This window comes from Corynebacterium sp. MSK039 (genome assembly GCF_030232315.1).
GTDB lineage: Bacteria > Actinomycetota > Actinomycetes > Mycobacteriales > Mycobacteriaceae > Corynebacterium.
On sequence record NZ_JASPJL010000003.1, the window covers coordinates 118,946 to 139,048 of the forward strand.

17 protein-coding genes are annotated in these 20,103 nt (G+C 66.7%); 12 read left to right on the top strand and 5 right to left on the bottom strand.

The window, feature by feature from the left end; translation table 11 throughout:
• Positions 1 to 51: 51 nt before the first annotated feature.
• From QP997_RS03880 to QP997_RS03900, 5 genes are all read left to right on the top strand, one after another.
• Positions 52 to 729, top strand: coding sequence for a peptide deformylase (locus QP997_RS03880; RefSeq protein WP_284846266.1), 678 nt, complete (start codon positions 52 to 54; stop codon positions 727 to 729).
• Between the two features lie 11 nt (positions 730 to 740).
• Positions 741 to 1,907 (top strand): N-acetylglutamate synthase, CG3035 family, encoded by a 1,167-nt coding sequence (locus tag QP997_RS03885; RefSeq protein ID WP_284846267.1) that lies wholly within the window; start codon positions 741 to 743, stop codon positions 1,905 to 1,907.
• A 91-nt stretch (positions 1,908 to 1,998) separates the two neighbouring features.
• Positions 1,999 to 2,775 carry an exodeoxyribonuclease III gene (locus QP997_RS03890; RefSeq protein ID WP_284846268.1) on the top strand — a complete coding sequence of 259 codons (777 nt, stop codon included), beginning with the start codon at positions 1,999 to 2,001 and terminating at the stop codon, positions 2,773 to 2,775.
• A 21-nt stretch (positions 2,776 to 2,796) separates the two neighbouring features.
• Complete coding sequence (cls, locus tag QP997_RS03895) at positions 2,797 to 4,308, top strand: cardiolipin synthase (protein WP_284846269.1); 1,512 nt, start codon at positions 2,797 to 2,799, stop codon at positions 4,306 to 4,308.
• Between the two features lie 151 nt (positions 4,309 to 4,459).
• On the top strand, positions 4,460 to 4,999 hold the full coding sequence (locus QP997_RS03900; protein WP_284846270.1) for a MarR family winged helix-turn-helix transcriptional regulator: 540 nt from the start codon (positions 4,460 to 4,462) through the stop codon (positions 4,997 to 4,999).
• Positions 5,000 to 5,116: 117 nt separating this feature from the next.
• Here the strand turns inward: QP997_RS03900 and QP997_RS03905 are convergent, their stop codons facing one another.
• From QP997_RS03905 to QP997_RS03915, 3 genes are all read right to left on the bottom strand, one after another.
• A complete protein-coding gene (locus QP997_RS03905) occupies positions 5,117 to 6,325 on the bottom strand; it encodes a multidrug effflux MFS transporter (protein WP_284846271.1) in 1,209 nt (402 codons plus the stop codon).
• Positions 6,326 to 6,405: 80 nt separating this feature from the next.
• A complete protein-coding gene (locus tag QP997_RS03910) occupies positions 6,406 to 7,227 on the bottom strand; it encodes a DUF2705 family protein (protein WP_284846272.1) in 822 nt (273 codons plus the stop codon).
• Positions 7,228 to 7,234: 7 nt separating this feature from the next.
• A complete protein-coding gene (locus tag QP997_RS03915) occupies positions 7,235 to 8,245 on the bottom strand; it encodes an ABC transporter ATP-binding protein (protein ID WP_070759498.1) in 1,011 nt (336 codons plus the stop codon).
• Between the two features lie 196 nt (positions 8,246 to 8,441).
• On the opposite strand from QP997_RS03915, the gene QP997_RS03920 reads away from it, so the two are divergent.
• From QP997_RS03920 to QP997_RS09880, 7 genes are all read left to right on the top strand, one after another.
• Positions 8,442 to 9,863 carry a GlnX family signal transduction membrane protein gene (locus tag QP997_RS03920; RefSeq protein WP_284846273.1) on the top strand — a complete coding sequence of 474 codons (1,422 nt, stop codon included), beginning with the start codon at positions 8,442 to 8,444 and terminating at the stop codon, positions 9,861 to 9,863.
• Complete coding sequence (locus tag QP997_RS03925; protein ID WP_284846274.1) at positions 9,863 to 11,011, top strand: transporter substrate-binding domain-containing protein; 1,149 nt, start codon at positions 9,863 to 9,865, stop codon at positions 11,009 to 11,011. Before QP997_RS03920 ends, QP997_RS03925 begins: the two co-directional genes overlap by 1 nt.
• 3 nt (positions 11,012 to 11,014) lie before the next feature.
• Positions 11,015 to 13,603: a serine/threonine protein kinase gene (locus QP997_RS03930; RefSeq protein WP_284846275.1), complete on the top strand. Its 2,589-nt coding sequence runs from the start codon at positions 11,015 to 11,017 to the stop codon at positions 13,601 to 13,603.
• A gap of 46 nt (positions 13,604 to 13,649) precedes the next feature.
• Complete coding sequence (modA, locus tag QP997_RS03935) at positions 13,650 to 14,552, top strand: molybdate ABC transporter substrate-binding protein (protein ID WP_284846276.1); 903 nt, start codon at positions 13,650 to 13,652, stop codon at positions 14,550 to 14,552.
• The gene (locus QP997_RS03940; protein ID WP_284846277.1) at positions 14,549 to 15,355 is read left to right on the top strand and encodes an ABC transporter permease; all 807 of its coding nucleotides are present in this window, start codon (positions 14,549 to 14,551) and stop codon (positions 15,353 to 15,355) included. Before modA ends, QP997_RS03940 begins: the two co-directional genes overlap by 4 nt.
• A gap of 69 nt (positions 15,356 to 15,424) precedes the next feature.
• Positions 15,425 to 15,937 (top strand): cyclic pyranopterin monophosphate synthase MoaC, encoded by a 513-nt coding sequence (gene moaC, locus QP997_RS03945; RefSeq protein WP_284846278.1) that lies wholly within the window; start codon positions 15,425 to 15,427, stop codon positions 15,935 to 15,937.
• Positions 15,930 to 17,249: a molybdenum cofactor biosynthesis protein MoaE gene (locus QP997_RS09880; protein WP_350309544.1), complete on the top strand. Its 1,320-nt coding sequence runs from the start codon at positions 15,930 to 15,932 to the stop codon at positions 17,247 to 17,249. Before moaC ends, QP997_RS09880 begins: the two co-directional genes overlap by 8 nt.
• 169 nt (positions 17,250 to 17,418) lie before the next feature.
• Here QP997_RS09880 and QP997_RS03960 read toward each other — a convergent pair whose 3' ends face one another.
• Positions 17,419 to 18,660 (bottom strand): acetate kinase, encoded by a 1,242-nt coding sequence (locus QP997_RS03960; protein WP_284758276.1) that lies wholly within the window; start codon positions 18,658 to 18,660, stop codon positions 17,419 to 17,421.
• 58 nt (positions 18,661 to 18,718) lie between these two features.
• Entirely contained in the window at positions 18,719 to 20,080 is a 1,362-nt protein-coding gene (gene pta / locus QP997_RS03965) for a phosphate acetyltransferase (protein WP_502870430.1), read from the bottom strand.
• Positions 20,081 to 20,103 lie beyond the last annotated feature (23 nt).

A 20,103-nucleotide genomic window follows, 5' to 3' on the forward strand; every position in this document is an offset into this window, starting at 1 on the left:
AAAGCTAGTGCACTTCGGTCCTTCAACGCCACGCACCCTAAAATGGTCGCCATGACTGTTCTGCCCATCGTCATCGCTGGCGATCCCGTCCTGCACAACCCCACCAACAAGGTTGGGGAACCAGATCTCGACGCCAACGGTGTGCCCACCGAGGAATTCAAGAAGTTCATCGCGGACATGCACGAAACCATGGACCGCGCCCACGGCGTTGGCCTGGCAGGCAACCAGGTGGGGGTCGCTAAGCGGCTCTTCGTCTACCACTGCCCGGACATCGACGGGCCAAACGGCGAGCAGCGCACCGAGGAAGAAATCGCCGCCCAGGGTGGCCCGATGCGCCGCGGCACCGTCATCAACCCGGTGCTGGAAACCAGCGAGATCCCGGAAACCATGCCCGATGAGTACGAGGACGAGGAGGGCTGCCTCTCCGTCCCCGGCTACTCCTTCCCCACCGGGCGGGCCGACTGGGCGCGCGTGACCGGCATCGACGAGAACGGTGAGCCGGTGTCCGTCGAGGGCTACGGCTTCTTCGCCCGCTGCCTGCAGCACGAGGTCGGCCACCTGGATGGCTTCCTCTACACCGACACCCTCATCGGCCGGAACAAGCGCGCCGCGAAGAAGACCTTCAAGGCCGAGGGTTGGAACGTCGAGGGCAACCGGACCTGGCTGCCGGGGGTCGATAAGGATCCCTTCGGGCACGACGACGTCGGTTCGGCCGAAACGCAGGATTAGCTAGCCGCCCTATGAAGGATCACTCCGCACAGCAACCAGGGACGGGTACTACAGCAGGCAAGGCCACCGCGCCGCATGAGGTGGATACCGATCTCGTCGCCGCGGCCGCCGGTGCCCGCCGCGTCCCCGGCCTGGGCTTCCCGCTCTCCCGCCGGACTGATCCCGTCTCCGTGCGCCCGGGGGTGAGGGTCGTGGTGCGCCGGGTTACTGGCCGGCTCGCGGAGTCCGGTCGGCCGGAGGTCAGCGACGTGATCGGCACGCTGCTCAGTGTGGATCCGCTGGTCGTGCGCCCCGCGCCGAGGAAGCGGGAGCCCAACGCAACAGCACAGGAACCGGTGGAGATCGCGGCGGGCAGCGTCGTCGTCCTGAAAACCTTGAGCACCAAGCCGGTGCGCAACAGCGACATCCGCGCGGTCGAGGAGGCCATCGCGCAGGCCTTCCCCGGCATCGAGAACGCCTGGGTGGAGGGCTGGCTGTGCCGCGCGGGGGACGGGATCACCGAGCGCTCCAACACCGCCGTGCCGCTGGGACCCAATGCCGCACTGCAGCCGGTGCCGGTGGAGGGGATCAAGGCTTTCTATGCCCAGCACGAGCTGCCCGCCGCGCTCATGGTGCCGGACCGGATCGGGCGGACCGCGGAGAACCTGGAGGGCACGCGCGGGCCGGAGATCCTCGTGATGACCCGGGAGTTGGAAGATCTCGATGAGGCTCCGGCGCTCAGCGGTGACGCGGGTCTGGTGCACCCCAACTTCGCGGGCCAGACCCTGGAGATCGAGGTGCTGGACCAGCCCACCGAGGAGTGGCTCTCCCGCTATCACTTCCGCGGCCAACCGCTGCCCGAACATGCCCTGGAGCTGCTGCGCACGCGCATCGACGGGACACTGGGCTTCGCGCAGGTCCGCATCGGTGGGACCCTGGCCGCGATCACCCGCGCGACGATCACCACCACCGAGGCCGGGCGCTCCTTCCTGGGCTACTCCGCGGTGGAAGTCCTGCCAGAGTTCCGACGCCACGGCCTGGCCACCTACCTGGGGCGAGTGCTGCTGCACTGGGGCGCGGGGCACGGCGCCGCAGAGGCCTACCTGGAGGTCATCGAGACCAATACCGCGGGCCGGGGGCTGTACCACGAGCTGGGTTTCTCCGAGCACCACCGGCACCGCAGCCTGCAGCTGGACTAAAACCGGGCGCGCTGGGCGGGCAGCCGCCGCAGAGCGAACAGACTGCCCCGCCGTGCAGGGCGTGTCCGCAGGCTTCAGTAGGCTATCATCTATGCGTATCGCCACGTGGAACATCAACTCCGTCCGCACCCGCGAAGACCGGGTCCGAGCCTTCCTGGAACGCTCCGACGTGGACGTGCTGTGCCTGCAGGAAACCAAGTGCACGGATAAGCAGTTCCCGGACTTCAGCGACACCGGCTACGAGCAAGCCCACCACGGCCTGCACTCCTTCAACGGGGTCGCCATCCTCTCCCGGGTGGGCCTGGAGGATGTGCAGACCGACTTCGGCCAGCCCGGTTTCGATAAAGACCTCAACGCGCCGCAAGAGCAGGAAGCCCGCGCCATCGGTGCGGTCTGCAACGGCGTTCGGGTGTGGAGCCTGTACGTGCCCAACGGCCGGGAAATCCGCGACCCGCACTACAGCTACAAGCTGGCCTGGCTGGACGCGTTGGCAGCTCACACGAAAACCACCGGGGAGGACAGCACCGAGGAGAAGTTGGTGCTGACCGGCGACTTCAACATCGCGCCCCGCGACGAAGACGTGTGGGACCGCAGCTGGTTCGAGGGCAAAACCCACGTCACCCCGAATGAGCGCAAGCGGCTCACCGCGCTGGAGGACGCCGGCCTGACCCAGGCCACGGAGCTCATCGCCGACCAGTACACCTACTGGGACTACCAGGCCATGCGCTTCCAGAAGAACGAGGGCATCCGCATCGACCTGCAGTACGCCCGCGGGCTCAAGCCCGAGGCCGGGCGCGTGGACCGAGACGAGCGCAAGGGCAAGGGAGCCTCCGACCACGCCCCCGTCATCATCGACTACAGCGTCTAAACAGCCAAGAGGAACAAGCAGATGTGGTGGCTAGAGCCCGTCGACATGGCGGTGGGAGTAGTGGACCAACTGGAGTGGTACCACTTCCTCATCGTCGGGCTGGACTACGTCCTGAAGTTCGTGGCCCTGGGGTGGGTGCCGCAGAAGCGCCGCCCCTCCTCGGCCATGGCATGGCTGCTGGCGATCTTCCTCATCCCCTTCATCGGCATCCTGCTGTTCTTCATGATCGGCTCGCCGGTGGTCAACCGGCGCCGCCACAAGATCCAGGTGCAGGCCAACGCGCTGATCCGCGACATGTCCAGTGGAGAGCCGGACGTCCCCGAAGGCCTGGACGTCACCGAAGAGCAGCTCTCCATGGTGCAGCTCAACCGCGAACTCACCGCGATGCCCGCGGTGGGCGGAACCCTGCGGAAGCTGTACTCCGACTACGCGGAATCCATCCGCGAGATCGCTAACGCCATTGACGAGGCCCAGCACTACGTCAACGTCGAGATCTACATCATGGCCTGGGACGAAACCACCGACCCCTTCTTCCAGGCACTGGCCCGGGCCGCCGACCGGGGCGTGGAAGTGCGCCTCATGTACGACCACGTGGGCTCCATGAAGTACCCAGAATCCCACCTGCTTGGCCGCAAGCTCGACCGGCTGGGCATCGAGTGGTACGCCATGCTGCCGCTGAAGCCCTGGCGCTGGAAGTTCCGCCGGCCCGACCTGCGCAATCACCGCAAGCTCGTCATCATCGACGGGGAGCGCGCCTTCATGGGCTCCCAGAACATGATCGACGCCAGCTACCTCAACTCCGGCAACCTCAAGCTGGGCCGGCAGTGGGTGGACATCATGGGCGAGTTCACCGGGCCGATCGTGTCGATCATCAACTCCGTGTTCGCCGTGGATTGGTATTCCGAATCCGGGGAAACGCTGGACCTCATCGACCCCTCCGTCCACGCGGAGCAGCTCGCCACCGCCAAGAAGGACACCGGCGCCGAGCTCATGCAGCTCGTCCCCTCCGGGCCTGGCTTCACCACCGAGCCGAACCTGCGACTGTTCGTCTCCATGGCGCACCACGCCAAGGAAAGCCTGCAGATCGTCAGCCCCTACTTCATCCCCGACGAGTCCCTCCTTGAGGCCGTCACCACCGCGGCCTACCGCGGGGTGAAGGTATCGCTGTATGTCTCCGAGGAATCCGACCAGATGATGGTCGGGCACGCGCAGGCCTCCTACTACGAGGAACTCATGGAATCCGGCGTGGAGATCTACCAGTACCCCGCTCCCGCCGTGCTGCACACCAAGTGCGCCATCGCCGACGGCGAGGTGGCCGTCATGGGCAGCTCCAACATGGACATGCGCTCCTTCGGGCTGAACTACGAGATCACCCTCATGACCTTCGAGGGCGCGGTCATGGACAGCCTCCAGGAGATCATCGACGCCTACCGCGAAGCCTCCCTCCGCCTCGACCCGCAGGAGTGGAAGAACCGCCCGTGGTACAAGCAGTACCTCGATAATGTCTTCCGCCTGACCAGCGCGCTGCAGTAGCCCAGCCCAGGGCAATTACTTTTCTCCCGCAAAATGCCACGGAGAAGCCTCACCCGCGCCTACACTGGCTAGCTACATAAAGAAAAGTTTCGGCCCACCGAATTGCCCCTGACGCATGTAGCTATCCAAGGACAAAGAGCGAGGAACAGTAATGAGCAGCACAGCGACCTCCCCCCAGCGCCCCAAGCCCAACGTCAGCGGGCACAAGGCGAAGGAAGTCCTCCCGGACGTCGACGTCGCCGAAATCGCGTCCAGTGTCTTCGACTTCCTCTCCGCCACGCGCCGCCTGATGAGTCGCCCCAGCGCGGACATGAAGATCTCCCAGTCCGAGATCGAGGTGCTGCAGTTCATCTCCCAGCACCCGGGTTGCGGTGTCTCCGAGATCGCCCGGCTGCGCTTCCTCCGCGCCTCGAACGTCTCCGCCACCGTCCGCCGCCTCATTAACGACGGCCTCGTGGACCGGCAGGCCAATGACTACGACCGCCGTGCCCAGGACCTCTACCTCACCGACAAGGGGGTGGACATCATGAACACCATCACCGACGAGTGGGCGATGTTCATCGCCCAGGCCACCTCCCGGATGGAGCGCTCCGATGTCCGCAAGCTGCGCGACGGTGTGCCCGCCCTGCGTGGGCTCTCGGATGCCGCGGAGGCGATCATCGATAACCTCCAGCGCGAACGCGTGATCTAGCCGCACCGCCCCGGGGGCTACGGGAGGGGCCACTCCCAGGGGCAGCCGGCGGGCAACTCGGGGCTACAGGAGTGGCAACCGGCGAGCAATGACGGCCGCGACGCTAAAGCTGTGCCGCTACTCCGCGTTCGGGGCGAACTTCGCGGCCAGTAGCGTGCCCGCGATGGCCACCGCCACCGAGGCCACCATGCACAGCCCCAGGGCCAGCATCCGGTCGGAGCCCAGGCCCACCAGCGGGCTCATCACCCCGGCCACCACGAACTGCCCCGCGCCCAGGACTGCCGAGCCAGCGCCCGCGCGATCCGCCGCCAAGCCCTGGGCCAGCGCGGTGGAGTTAGACATGTTCAGCCCCACCCCGAAGGTGGCGACGAAAACCGCAGCCGCCAGGGCGTACATCGCGGCGTCGACGTCCCTGGGAAGGACGAGGGCGCACAGCAGCACCGCCACCGCCCCGACGGCGATCAAGCACACCGCCACGCGCTGCAGGCGCCGCGCCCCGACGCGCCCCACCAGACGGATATTCAAAGAGTTCGCGCTCAGCAACGCGACCGCATTGAGTGCGAACATCGCGGAGAAGCCCACCGAGCTCAGCCCGAAGACCTCCTGGTAGACGTAGGAGGAACCGGAGATGAAGGCGAACATCGTGCCGAAGCCAAACGCGAAAGCCATCGCATAGCCCACGAACGCCGGGCGGCGGAATAGCCCCAGCATGTTCCGGTACATCCGCACCGGCCCACCACCATGGCGCCGCTCCACCGGCAGCGTTTCCGGCTGGCGCCAGGCCACGAGGATCTGGGCCAGGGCGATCAGCGCCAGGGTGAAGAAGATCGCCCGCCAGCCCGCGGCCTCGTTGATGACCCCGCCCAGCAGCGGAGCAAGGATCGGGGCCACGCCGATGATGAGCATCATCACCGACAGCGCCTGGGCGGCGGCCGAGCCGCGCAGCTTATCGGCGATCATCGCGCGAGTAAGCACCACGCCCGTGCCGCCGGCAACGCCTTGGAAAAAGCGAGCGGCAATCAACACCGCCGCCGTGGGGGCGGTCGCGCACACGACGGAGGCAATCAGCCCCAGCACCATCCCGAAGCACAACAGGCCACGGCGGCCCCGGCCGTCCGAGAGTGGCCCAATCAGCAGCTGCCCCAGAGCCATGCCCACCATGTAGGCGGTAATGGAGAGCTGCACCACGGCGGGGCTCGCCCCCAGGTCCCGACCGATCAGCGGTAGGGCGGGCAGGTACATGTCCGTCCCCAGCGGCCCGCCCGCGGAGAGCAGCGCGAAGCCCGCCAACGTCAGCACACCGAGCTGCTGCTTCTTCGAATCCATTTTTTATTTTTTACTCCAACCCAGCGCCGCGGTGCTCACGGGCACCGCGGCGCTGGGCGTACCAAGAACTAGCGGGGACTTTAAGCGTCGCGCTTTTTCAGGGCGACCAGGCCGGCGATGAAGAAGATCACACAGAAGGCCGCGAAGTAGAGGATGGACCCGACCTGGCCCCACGGGGCGTCCGGGGTGTCCATCATCATCGTCGCCATGTCGATGTTGTTGAAGGGCATGTACGGCGGCAGCCAGTCGCGAATCTTCGGGACCAGTGGCACGACGGCACCTTCGACAACAAGCTTCCACAGCAGCAGGGCCGCGATGCTGGCCGCCGTCGAGCGGAGCAGGTAGCCCACGCCCGTGGAAATCACGACGGAGAGCAGTGCGTACAGCACCAGGCGACCGATCGCGGTCCACAGGTCGTCTGCCCCGAAGCCGGCGGACTCCAGGATCGTGTCGTTATCGGTGATGATGCGGGAGGCGGCGAACTTGCTGGTCCACACGGACAGCACCGCACTGACGAAGGTCAACACCATGGCGAGCACGCCATAGACCAGGACCTTCGCAAAAGGCACCGGGAGGCGCTTCGGCGTGGCGAGCAGCGTGTTTTTCGCGGTGCCATTGGCGTACTCGTTGGTCACGTTGAGCACAGCCTGGATGATGATGATCATCATGCCGAAGACGAGCATGCCGCCCAGCGCACCCGTTGCGTCCAGGGCGTTCTTCGCGTCGACGACCCCGGCGACATCAGCCGGGCCATCGCCCTCGGTCGCCGTTTGGTAGATCAGGCCTGCGCCGACACCGTTCAGCGCAGCGAAGGCAATAGAAAAGAAGAGGATCAGCCCGGAGGTCCACCACACCGCCTTGGTCGTGGAGAGCTTGAGCCATTCAGACTTAATCAGGTTCATGGGTTCTTTACTCCCCCTTCTCGATGCGGTTGTCTGCACCGTCGACCGGAACACCCAGCTCGGCGGTGGATGGGGTGGCCGGAATCCCCGGGGCGCCCAGCCCGGCCTTGGCCTGGTACTCGACGGAATGCCCGGTCTGCTGCATGAAAGCCTCCTCCAGGGAGGCGGACTTCTGGCTCAGCTCGTTCAGGCGCAGCCCGTAGGTGTAGGCCAGGCCGCCCACCCAGTCGGTGTCGTGATCCGGGACGACGAGAATGTCGCGCCCCTCGGCGTCCTTACTCTTCTCGAAGTTCACGGCCTCCTCACGCAGCGCGTTTTCCATCTCGGCCAGGTGCTCGGAACGCACGATCGTGGTGGTCTGGGAGGAGCTCTTGATGAAGTCGTGGACGGACTGATCCGCTACCAGCTTGCCCTTACCGATCACGACCAGGTGGTCGGCGGTCTGCGCCATCTCGGAGAGCAGGTGGGAACTGATCAGCACCGTGCGTCCCTCGCGAGCGAGCTGGCGGACGAAGTCACGCACCCAACGAATGCCCTCCGGGTCGAGGCCGTTGACCGGCTCGTCCAGGATCAGGACCTCCGGGTCACCCAGGAGTGCTGCGGCGAGCCCCAGGCGCTGCCCCATACCGAGGGAGAACTTGCCTGCCTTGCGGCCGGCGACGTTGGACAGGCCAACGATGTCCAGCACCTCGTCCACCCGCTTGCGGGAAAAACCATTCGCCGCGGCGATCCAGCGCAAGTGGTTGACGGCGGAGCGGTTGGGGTGAACCCACTTCGCGTCCAAGAGGGTGCCGACCTTGGTCAAGGGGCGGTCGAAGTCCGCGTAACGCTTACCGTCGATCAGGGCGGACCCGCTGGTCGGCGTGTCCAGCCCGACGATCATTCGCATCGTCGTGGACTTTCCGGCGCCGTTGGGACCGAGGAACCCGGTGACGATCCCGGGTTTGACCTCAAAATCCAAGTTGTCGACAACGGTGGTGCCACCGTATGCCTTGGACAGCGAGTTCACTTTGATCATGCGCACCAGTTTGCCATAGAAAGCAGACATTCCAACAGACCAGTACCCTTGCCTTTCCGCTGCATACCCCTGAATCCCCCGCTATCCCCCCCTGCACAATCCCCGCACAGTGCGGCTTCACTTGCCCACAGAACCCCACGCACCGTTTGTGACGGGAGTGGCAAAAGTGAAATGTGCCCTGCGCTATAATCAGGCCATGTCTGCGCCGCTCTATGCCGATGCCGATCGGTGGATGGATCGTGACGACTCGCCCACCGGCGGTCGCACGGTCCGCGGCCTCATTGCCCCAGCCATGGCGCTGCCCAAGCGCTTCCTCAACTTCATCTCCACCACGCCCGGGATCCTGACGATCATCTCCTTCCTGCTCGTCGCCGCGATCCTCGCCGCCGGTGGCGCGATGGCGCTGAGCTCCACCTGGCGGCAGGACGACCTCAACACCCTGGTCAGCCGCACCGAACCGCTGTCCAACGCGGCCCAGGAGCTTTTCAACTCCCTCTCCGTCGCGGACTCCGCCGCCACCACGGAGTTCCTCGAGACCAAGGAGCAGAGTTCCACCCAGTCGCAGAGCTACGAGCGGCACATTGCCAACGCCAGCCAGGAGATCATCAAGGCCTCCGCCGGCATCGACGATGTCGGTTCCCGCGAGATGGAGCTCGTCCTCCAGCTGCAGACGAACCTGCCCCGCTATGTCGAGCTCGTCTCCGAAGCGAGCGCGAATGACCGCTTCCGCAACCCGGTCGGAGCGTCCTACCTGACGCAGGCCTCCCACCTGATGCAACAGACGATGCTGCCCGCCGCCGAAGAGCTCTACACCATCACCTCCAAGCAGGTCAGCGAGCAGCAACGCCACGTGATCTCGCCGATGTGGTTCCCGCTCTCCGGGCTCATCGCCGCGGTCGTGCTGCTGATCATCGCGCAGCTGTGGCTCTCGGCCAACACCAACCGCGTATTCAACATCGGCTACCTGATCGCCACGATGCTCATGGTCATCGCCCTGCTCGTGGCGTCCATCAGCGCGGGCTGGACCTGGAAGGCCGGAACCAACTGGATCCAGTCCTCCATGGGCCCGCTCGAAACACTCACCCAGCAGCGCATCGCCGCCCAGCAGGCCCGCACCGGCGAAGCGCTGGGCCTGGTGCAGCGCAGCTACGGCGACGACAACCAGGAGGAATTCTCCAGGACCATCGCCCGGATCGACAACGAGCTCGAGTCCATCCGCGACTCCGTAGTCTCCCCACACCGCATCGTCCTGGCCCTCGAGCACCTCCAGAAATGGGACGCCGCCCACGCCGTCATGGTCTACGAACTGCAGCACGGCAACTTCAAGGCCGCCTCCGCCGCCGCCCTGGGCTCCCCATCCGACGACGACCAGCAGGCCGTCGTCGCGAACTCCAACCGCTCCCCCAAGGACGTCCAACTCGACCTACGCACCAGCTACACGCTCTTCGACGAGGAGCTGCAGGAGCTGATCAGCGAGTCCCGCGAGCAGCTGCGCGACGTGCTCACCGCAGGGCAGTCGGCCGCACAGCGGACCGCGACGATCGTCGCCATCATGACCGCCGTCGCCGCGATCACCACGCTGGTGGGCACCAGGCCGCGGGTGAGGGAGTACCTGTGATGATCAACGCCAACCGCCGTGGCACCCGCGCAGGCCGCTCCCGCCTGCGCCGGAGCACCGCCGCACTCCTCGGCACCACGACCCTGCTCACCGGCTGTGCCACCACTCCGACCAGCCCGTCCTGGCCGATCGTGGCCCGCGAGCCCGACGCCGACCTGCCCGCGCAGGCGCGCATCTACGACACCGCAGACCTCGAGCCCGTCCACACCGAATACGCGGAACCCCTCGGCTCCCTGGCCCCCACCGCAGCCAGTGTGAAGGAGAACGTGCCGAATATCTCCAAGCGCGGCCGCCTCATCGTGGGCGTGGCGCAGTCCCTCTACCGGCTGGGATACCGGGACCCGGAGAGCTCCGACCTGATCGGCTTCGAGGTCGATCTCGCCCGCGAGATCGCCCGCGATATCTTCGGCGACCCCGACAAGGTGGAATTCCGCTACGTGGAATCCCGCCACCGCGAGGACGCCCTCCGCACCGGCGACGTGGACCTCGTGCTGCGCACCATGACCACCACGCGGGAACGCCAGAAGGCGCTGGAGTTCTCCATCCCCTACCTCCACATCGAGGAGCGCCTACTAACGCAGAAGGGCTCCGGCATCGAATCTGTCGCCGACCTCAAAAACAAGACCGTCTGCGCCTCCCAGGACTTCCCGCCCGGCATGGTGGCCCACCACCTCCACCCCAAGCGCATCCTGCAGACCCGCACGTGGACCGACTGCCTCATGGCCATGCAGCAGGGGCAGGTGGACGCCATCTACTCCGACGACGCGATCCTCTCCGGGCTCGCCGCCCAGGACCCGGACACCCATCTCATCGGAGCATCCCTGGGCGAAGGCTACTACGGCGTGGCCATGGCACCACCCGGCAAGGTCGTGGGGCCCGGCGCGGAGTCCCTCGACGAGGACGACGAGCACGTGAGCTGGCAGAGCGAGGGGCTCACCCGGCAAGTCAACCGCACGCTCGAGCGGCTGCGGGACACCGGGGAGCTGAACCGGATGTATAAGCACTGGCTCGAGCAGTACCTGGGGCCCGCGCGAGAGCTGCCCGCCCGCTACCGCACGCCAGAGGAATCCGCTGCGTTGAAGAAGGAACGCGAGGAATACAACAGGGAGCAGATTCCGGGCATCGAGGAAGAGAAGGGAGGCGAGTAGAAGATGAGCGAAAAGGACGCAGCGGAGCAGAACATCCAGGAGCAGGGCCGCACCCCAGAACCGGATGCTGGACCACCAACTGAGGCAGTGAACCGCACCGAACCGGACGCAGCGACCGGGCCAGACGTCGTCACCGGTGGCACCGCGGAGCACCCCGAACCGGACGCGACCACGGGCCCGGCGACCGAACCCGGCGCCGGGAAGCAGGACGAGGACGACGGCGAGAACGGCACCGAGGCCGTCGTCTTCGACCCCTTCGCCGACGACGATGACGAAGAAGAATTCGACCTCGCGGACCTCGGCGACCTCTCCGACCTCATCGAACCCGGCAGCACCGCCCAAGGGAGCAGCCAGACTGACGTCCCCACCTCCGCCACCGAGGTCGGCGGCAGCACCAGCGGGGCGACCACCGACCCCGTCAAAGTCGACTCCGGGGAGCGCTCCCGCCGGGAGGCGCTCTCCACCTTCCGCGAACTGCGTGGCGCGGCGCGCGAGGGCAAGAACGTCGCCGACGGCATGGTCCACCTGCCTTTCATCACGCCCACCGTCCCCGAAGAAGCGATCATTGACCCCAGCGACGCGATCGCGAAGGGCATCGACCCGCCCACCTTGAAGGCCGGGGACCTCGTCGCAGGACAATACGAAATCCTGGGCCCCATCGCCCACGGCGGCCTGGGATGGATCTACATCGCGACCGACCACAACGTCGCGAACCGCTACGTCGTCCTCAAAGGCCTGATGGCGACCGAGAACGAGCACGAACGGGCCGTCGCCGACTCCGAACGCGCCTTCCTCGCGGACATCACCCACCCCGGCATCGTGAAGATTTTCAACTTCATTGACGACCCCCGCTCCCCCGGCGGATTCATCGTCATGGAGTTCGTGGGCGGGCCCTCCCTGCGCGAACGGCGCCGCGAGTCCCCCAACAACACGCTGCCGGTGGACATCGCCATCGGCTACATGCTGGAGGTCCTGCCCGCCCTGGACTACCTGCACTCCCGCGGGGTGGTCTACAACGACCTCAAGCCCGACAACATCATCATCACCGAAGACCAGGTCAAGCTCATCGACCTCGGCGCGGTCAGCGGCATCGGGGCGTACGGGCACATCTTCGGCACCAAAGGCTTCCAGGCCCCCGAGATCGCCAGCACCGGGCCGACCGTGGCCAGCGATATTTACACCGTGGGGCGGACACTGGCATCGCTTGTCGTGAACCTGCCCATCACCGACGGCGCCTACGACGCCGAGCTGCCCACGCCGGAGGAGGAACCGCTGTTCCAGCGGTACATGTCCCTCTATCGGCTGATCCTGCGGGCCACCGACCCGGATCCGAATAAGCGCTTCAGCTCCGCGGTCACGCTCGCAAACCAGATGGTCGGCGTGCTGCGCGAGGTGCTGGCGATCCGAGACCGGGTGCAGCACGCGCACCTGGACACGCGCTTCACCGCGCAGCGATCCACCTATGGCACGAAGCACATGCTCTTCCGCACCGACCAGCTCATCGACGGCATCCCGCGGTCCGTGCAGATCGCTGCCTCGGAGGTCATCGCGGCACTCCCGCTGCCGTTGACCGACCCAGCCGACCCCGGCGCGTCGCTGCTCTCGGCCGCGCGGTACACGGAGCCCGGGGAAGTGCTGGACACGCTGGAGTCCGCGGCCAAGCAACCACAGATGTCCAGCTCCGTGGAGATCCCGCTGACGATGGTGCGGGCGCGGCTGGACATGGGGCAGGCCCAGGAGGCGCAGGACAAGCTCGACGAGGTGCAGGATTGGCTGGGCGGCGACTGGCGCTTCCGGTGGCTCTCCGGTGTCGCAGCACTTCTGCGCAGTGATTTCGTCACCGCGCAGTACCACTTCAACGAGGTGTTGCATCTGCTGCCCGGCGAGCCGGCGCCGAAGCTGGCGCTCGCGGCGACGAACGAGCTGCTCATGCAGCAGCAGGGGGTCAACACCACCAAGCTGCTGGACGACGAGACCGCCCAGCTCGGCGCGATGCTGTCCTACGCCTACCGCACGCCGGTCACCGAGGATGTGAAGGTGCCGCCGGCGCGGCACTTGTCGCAGGAACCCGCCACACTGCGGATGCAGACGATGCGGTTGTACGGGCTGGTCTGGGCGACGAACCCCACGACCGTGTCCTCTGCCTTTGGTCTTGCGCGGCAGCTCGTCGCGGAAGGCCTGGTGGATGCCGCGGTGGGCGTGCTGGACCGGGTGCCGGTGGCTTCGCGGCACCACCGGCTGGCGCGGCTGACCAGCATTCTCATGCTGATCAGCGACCGGAGTAGGCTCTCGGAGTCCCGGATCCGGCGTGCCGCGCGACGGTTGGAGATCATGCCGACGAACGAGCCCCGGATGCAGCAGGTGCGTCTGGCGGTGATGCTGGCTGGGCTGAACTGGATTTATCTGAACAAGAAGAAGGGCAACGACGTGAGCAGCGAAAGCCCGCTCTTCGACGTGCCCTTCACGGAGCGTGGGCTGCGGCGGGGACTGGAGCAGGGGCTGCGGATGCTGGCGCGACAGGCGCAATTCGATCTGCACCGCTTCCGGCTGGTGGATATGGCGAATATGATCCGCCCGCGCACGTGGTTCTGATGCGCTTAGCGCGCTCCCACCGAGGCGCTCGCCTAGGATCAGACCCATGATGATCCGCTCGGCACGCCGCGCCACCGGTCGCGGCCTCGCACGCGGTGCCACCCGTCGCGCGCCGCGTCGCACCACGCGCCGCACGTCGCGCTTCGTGGCCGCGCTCGCCGCTGCACTCGCGGGGATGCTCGCTCTTGCTGCCTGCTCGTCGGAAGACGCAAGCAGCGCGCCCCTGCGCGTCTTCGCCGCCGCCTCCCTCAGCGTTGCCGGCGATGACCTGCTGGAGCTCTACGCCGCCGAACACGACGGCCAGCAGATTGAATGGAACTTCGCTGGCTCCTCCGCCCTCGTCCGCCAGATCGAGCAGGGCTCCCCGGCCGATGCGTTCATTTCCGCCGACGAGAAGAACATGGACAAGGCCCTCCAGCTGCCGGAGTTCAGCAACGTCACCGACCGCGGGGAGCCGCTCATCGTCGCCACCAACCAGCTGGTCCTGGCCGTCGCAGAAAACCCCACAACTCCAATCACATCTCTGGAGCACCTGAGCAAGGGCGCGCGCGTCGCCATCTGCGCCCCGGAGGTCCCGTGCGGCACGCTCGCCCACGAGGCGCTCGAGAAGGCCGGCCGCCCGATTAAGCTGCAGAACCCCTCCGAGGAGGCCAACGTCTCGGACGTCGCGACCAAGGTCGCCACCGGCCAGGTGGACGCGGGCTTCATCTACGCCTCCGACGCTGCCGCCATCCAGCGCCAAGGCACCAAGATCACCACCCTGCCGATCGCACACGTCGCGCCGAATAAGTACCCCGCTGCCAGCACGGATGCAGGGGCCGATAACCGTGCCACCACCACGCCCGCCGCCGAGTTCGTCCGCTGGCTCGCCACCCCGACCGCCCAGCGTATCCTCGCCGAGCACGGCTTCGGCCCTGAGGAGATCGAAATGGGAGAGATCGAAAAGTGAGCGCACGCGCCTTCCCTCTCTGGACGCTCGCGCTCGCTATCCCAGGCTTCGCGCTCATCGCGGGCCCGATGCTGGGGCTGCTGCTGAATATCCCGTGGACTAAGGCGCTGCAACTCGTCACCGCCCCGGAGGTGCTGACCTCCCTGGGGCTCTCGCTATCCACCGCCGCGGTCGCCACCGCGCTCTCCGGGGTCTTCGGCGTCCCCCTGGCGCTGTGGCTCGCCCGCCTCCAGCACCGCCGCCCGGGGTTATCGCAGCTCATCCAGCTCGTGGTCTACGCCCCACTGGTGCTCTCCCCCGTGGTCAGCGGCCTGGCGTTGGTGTTTTTCTGGGGACGCCCTGGCCTGCTTGGACCCCTGCTGGAGCGCGCGGAATGGTCGGTCGCCTACACGACGTTGGGGGTCGTCGTGGTGCAGGTTTTCGTCGCCCTGCCCTTCGTCGTCGCGACCGCGGTGACGGCGCTGCATTCGGTTCCGGATTCCGTTCAGGACGCCGCCGCCGTCGACGGGGCGAGCAGGTCCGAGACGTTACGCTTGGTCATTCTGCCGATCGCGTGGCCGGGGATCGCGGTGGGTTTGGTCCTGGCCTTCGCCCGCTCGCTGGGTGAGTACGGAGCGACGTTGACCTTCGCCGGCAACGTTGCGGGCCGAACCCGCACCCTGCCGCTGCTCATCGAGCTGGGGTTGAGCTCCAACGATATGGATCGTGCGCTGGGAGCCTGCCTGGTGTTGCTGGCGGTATACGTCCTGGTCGTAGGCGGTATCGCTGGGCTGCGCCTGGTGCAGCGGGGCCGCCGTGGCTAAGGCGTGTCTGCCCCGAAAGTTAAGCTGTGTAGCGAAAGCTAGTTCTTGGCCCCAAGGAGCGTGGAGAATATGTCCGACCCGCAGCCGCAGCTGACGCATGTGCGCGGTGATGGCTCCGCCCACATGGTGGACGTCACCGGCAAGTCCGAGACCACCCGCACCGCGACGGCGGAGGGCTTCCTGCGAACCCGGGAGGACGTCCTCGCCATGATCTTCCAGGATGGGGACGGCGACCAGGCCGGCCTGCCGAAGGGGGATGCACTGCCGGTGGCGCGCGTCGCCGGGATCATGGGCGCGAAAAAGACCCCGGAGATCATTCCGCTGTGCCACCCGCTGCCGCTGGGCAAGATCACCATCGACTTCGAGAAGGTCACCGAGCCTGCACCTGCGGTGCGGATCATCGCGACAGTGAAGACCCGCGGTGTCACCGGTGTCGAGATGGAGGCTCTCACCGCCGTGAGCAGCGCGGCTCTGACGGTGTACGACATGATCAAGGCCGTGGATAAGCACGCCGAGATCACGGGCCTGCGAGTGCTGGCGAAGGCGGGCGGCAAGTCCGGGGATTGGAGCGTCGATGACTAGCGCGGAGACGACGCAGTCGGCAGCCGCGCGAGGCTCGGCAGCCCAGGACCTCCGGGCGAGGAATGCGGGGCGCACGGGTTTGGTGGTCGTCGCCTCCACGCGGGCGGCCGCGGGCGAGTACGAGGACCGCTCCGGCGTGCTGGCCGTGGAGTGGCTGCGGGAGCGCGGAATCGAGACCCCGGATGCGTTGATCGTCGCGGACGCGGACGTCCCCGCGGTCATGGAGCAGCTCTTCACCGGATCCGGCAGCGCTGGTACTACTGGTGGCGGAGCCGCGATCCCCGAGCTCGACGCGCTGCCCGACGTGGTGCTCACCTCCGGTGGCACCGGGGTCTCCCCTAGCGACGTCACCGTGGATGCGGTGGAACGCTTCCTCACCCGCCCGCTGCCGGGCATCGCCGCTGAGTTCTTCCGCGTGGGTGCTGCCAAGGTGCCCACTGCGGTGCTCTCGCGCTGCGTCGCCGGGGTCGTCGACAGCCCCGCCCGTGGCGAAGGGAGCGCGGCACAGAGCGCGGGTTCCGCTGCGCAGGTTGGTGCGGCTGAGCGTGGTGCCGACGGGCAGGGTCAGGGCGCAGATCGGTGTCATGGTGCAGAGCGTGGTAACACCGAGCGTGCTTTCGTCATGACGCTGCCCGGGTCCCGCGGCGGGGTCCGCGATGGCCTGGAAGTCCTGGATGGCGTGCTCGAGCACCTGCTGGACCAGCTCGCGGGTGGCGGCGACCACGAGGCCAAGGCTGCACAAGCCCCGATGGCAGAAGCTTCACCACCTGCACCCACGCACGTTCCTGAGTCAAGCGCTGCCGAGCAGAACCACACGCTGCACGGGAGCGGCTGCTGCCACGGACCAGCCGTCCCCGATCCGCCGCACGTCGCGGAACAGACGGGCGTCGTCGTCCACACTCGGATCACCGAGGAGCCGCTGGAATCGCTGCTCAGCTCGGCGAAGGACGTCACCGCCACCCCAGCGATGGGCGCAGTCAGCACCTTCGAGGGTGTGGTGCGCGACCACGATGGTGGCGAGCTCGTCGACACCCTGACCTATAGCTGCCACCCCAGCGCGGCGCACGTGCTGCGGGAAGTGGTGGAAGAGGTCGTGGCCACCCACCCCGACGTCCGCGCCTGGGTGGCTCACCGCACCGGACCGCTGGAGATCGGTGACCTGGCGTTCCTCGTGATCGTCGCCGCCGCGCACCGAGGCCCGGCCTTCGCCGCCACCGCGGAGCTGGCCGACCAGGTTAAGGCGCGGGTGCCGATCTGGAAGGAGCAAAAGCTGCGCAGCGGGGCCACCACCTGGGTCGGCCTCGATAGCTAGCCCTCCGCGCGCGCCCTCTCCCCGTTTCTGCTCCCGCGCGCCGTCCTCTCCCCCGTTTTGCAGAGTTAAAGGTCGCAAAACACCCAAAAAGCGACATCCAACTCTGCAAAACAAAGGAAAAGCTGGTGGCCCGCAAGCCACCAGCTACCCCCTCACTGCTCGGCGAGGCCTACTGCTCGGCCAGCTCCATCGCGTACCGCGCGATAGCCAGCTCCTCGTTCGTCGGGACCACGAAGACCTTGATCGTCGAGTCATCCGTGGAGATCACACGCGGACCCTCCACACCCTCCTTGTTGAGGTTGCGGTCCTCGTCGATCTTGATGCCAAAGCCCTCCAGATCGGCCATCGCATCCTTACGCACGAACGCAGCGTTCTCGCCGACACCAGCGGTGAAGGTGATCGCATCCGTGTGGCCCAGGATCAGCATGTAAGAGCCGATGAAGCGACGCAGCTGGTGGATGTAGACCTCGTAGGCCAGGCGGGCGTCGTGATCGCCCTGATCCATCAGATCCTTGATCTCGCGGAAGTCATTGACCCCCGCGATGCCCTTCAGACCGGAGTTCCGGTTGAACAGGTTGTCGATCTCGTCGACCTTCATGCCGCCAGAACGGGCGAGGTGGAAGATCACACTCGGGTCGATGTCACCGGTACGGGTACCCATGACCAGGCCAGCCAGCGGCGTCAGACCCATCGAGGTATCGATCGCCTTGCCGCCGCGGATGGCCGCCGCAGAAGCACCATTGCCGAGGTGCAGGGTGATCTGGTTGACCTTCTCCGGCTCGCGGCCCATGATCTTCGGGATCGCGCGGGAGACGAACTCGTGGCTGGTGCCGTGGAAGCCGTAGCGGCGGATGTTGTACTCGTCTGCGACCTGCTTGTTGAGGCCGTAGTGGGAAGCACACTCCGGCAGGGTGGAGAAGAACGCGGTATCGAAGACCGCGACGTGCGGCACGTGGCCCAGCAGTGCGCGGGCGTTCTTAATGCCGTCGAGGTGGGCCGGGTTGTGCAGCGGTGCGAGCGGGACGAGCTTCTCGATCTCGGAGACCACCTGGTCGTCGATCAGCACGGGCTCGGAGAAGGTGGCACCACCGTGCACGACACGGTGACCCACCGCGATGAGGTTCAGGTCCTGCGGGCCGCAGCCCAGCAGGGACATCATGCCGAATGCACGCTCCAGGCCCACCGAGTGGGACAGGATCGGGCGGGAGTCCTCCATCTTCGTGGTGGCCGTGGCGATCTTGATGTGCCCCTTCGGCTCACCGATCTTCTCGACGATACCGGTGATGAACGGCTCTTCGTGCGCATCTGCGCTCGGGTCCAAGACCTGGAACTTGATGGAGGAGGAACCGGAGTTCAGAACCAGGACGAATTCGATCTCGCCTGCTGCTGGATCGTGCTCGGAGGGTGCCATGGTGATTGTCCTTTCGGGGCAGTGGTGAGGGGTGAGTGGTGGTTTTATAGTCGAGTGCTTAGCCGGCCTGGATCGCGGTGATCGCCACGGTGTTGACGATGTCCGGGACGGTCGCGCCACGGGACAGGTCGTTGACTGGCTTGTTCAGGCCCTGCAGAATCGGGCCGACCGCCAACGCGTTCGCCGTGCGCTGCACCGCCTTGTAGGTGATGTTTCCGCTGTTCAGGTCGGGGAAGATGAAGACGTTGGCCTTGCCCGCCACGTCCGATTCCGGCATCTTCTTCTTACCGACAGAGGCGACGGCAGCCGCGTCGAACTGCAGTGGTCCGTCCAGCTGCAGGTCCGGGTTGTCTGCCTTCGCCTTCTCGACGGCGGCGGCGACGGCCTCGACGTCCTCGCCCGCACCGGAGGTTCCGGTGGAGTAGGACAGCATCGCGACCTTCGGGTCGATGCCGAACTGGGCGGCCGTCTTCGCGGACACCGCGGCGATCTCGGCGAGCTGCTCGGAGGTCGGGTTCGGGTTAACCGCGCAGTCGCCGAAGGCCCACAGGTAGCCGTCCATGACCATGAGGAAGATGGAGCTGACAACGGACGCACCCGGGGCGGTCTTGATGATCTGGAAGCTCGGGCGGATGGTGTGCGCGGTGGTGTGCGCCGCGCCGGAGACCAGCCCGTCGGCCAGGCCCTTGTGAACCATCATCGTGGCGTAGTAGGAGATATCCTTCATGGTCTCCCGCGCCTCGTCGAGGGTCACACCCTTGGCCTTGCGCAGCTCCGCGAAGTCCTGGGCGAATTCCTCGAGCTGGGTACCGCTATTCGGGTCCGTCAGCGTCGCGCCCGAGAGGTCCAGCTGCAGCTCGCGGGCACGGTGCGCGATCGCGCTCGGGTCGCCCAGGATGGTCAGGCGGCAGACGTTCTGCTCCAGCAGCTGGTGGGCTGCCTGCAGGATGCGGTCGTCGTCGCCCTCCGGCAGGACGATGTGTGCGTTCTTCTCACGGGCCTGGATGATGAGGTTGCGCTCGAAGAGCTCCGGGCCGACGATCGGCTCGCGGGTCTCGGACTTGTGGACGCTGCCCAGCTCGACGTAGCTGATGGCCTCGCCCTCGCACTCCAGCGCGGAGGAGGTGCTGGCCGGACCCTCCAGCATGGCGATGCCCGCCGGGACGCGGCCGATGCGGACCAGCTGGCCGAGGGACTGCTGCACGGAGATGCGGTCGGCGTCGGAACCCGCGACGAGGATGTGGGAGGCGCCCAGCGCGCCGGCAAGGCGGGCGTCGAAGGAGACGGACCCCGTGCCAACCAGGACGTCGGCGCTGGTGGTGCTGCCGAATTCCAGGGCCTGGGGGAAGTCCGGGTGGGACGGGCGGATGCGCTCAAAAAGGTCGGCGCTGTTGCCGCCACCGGCGTTAGCCGCCTCGATGATCTTGGGGCGCTGCGCTGCTG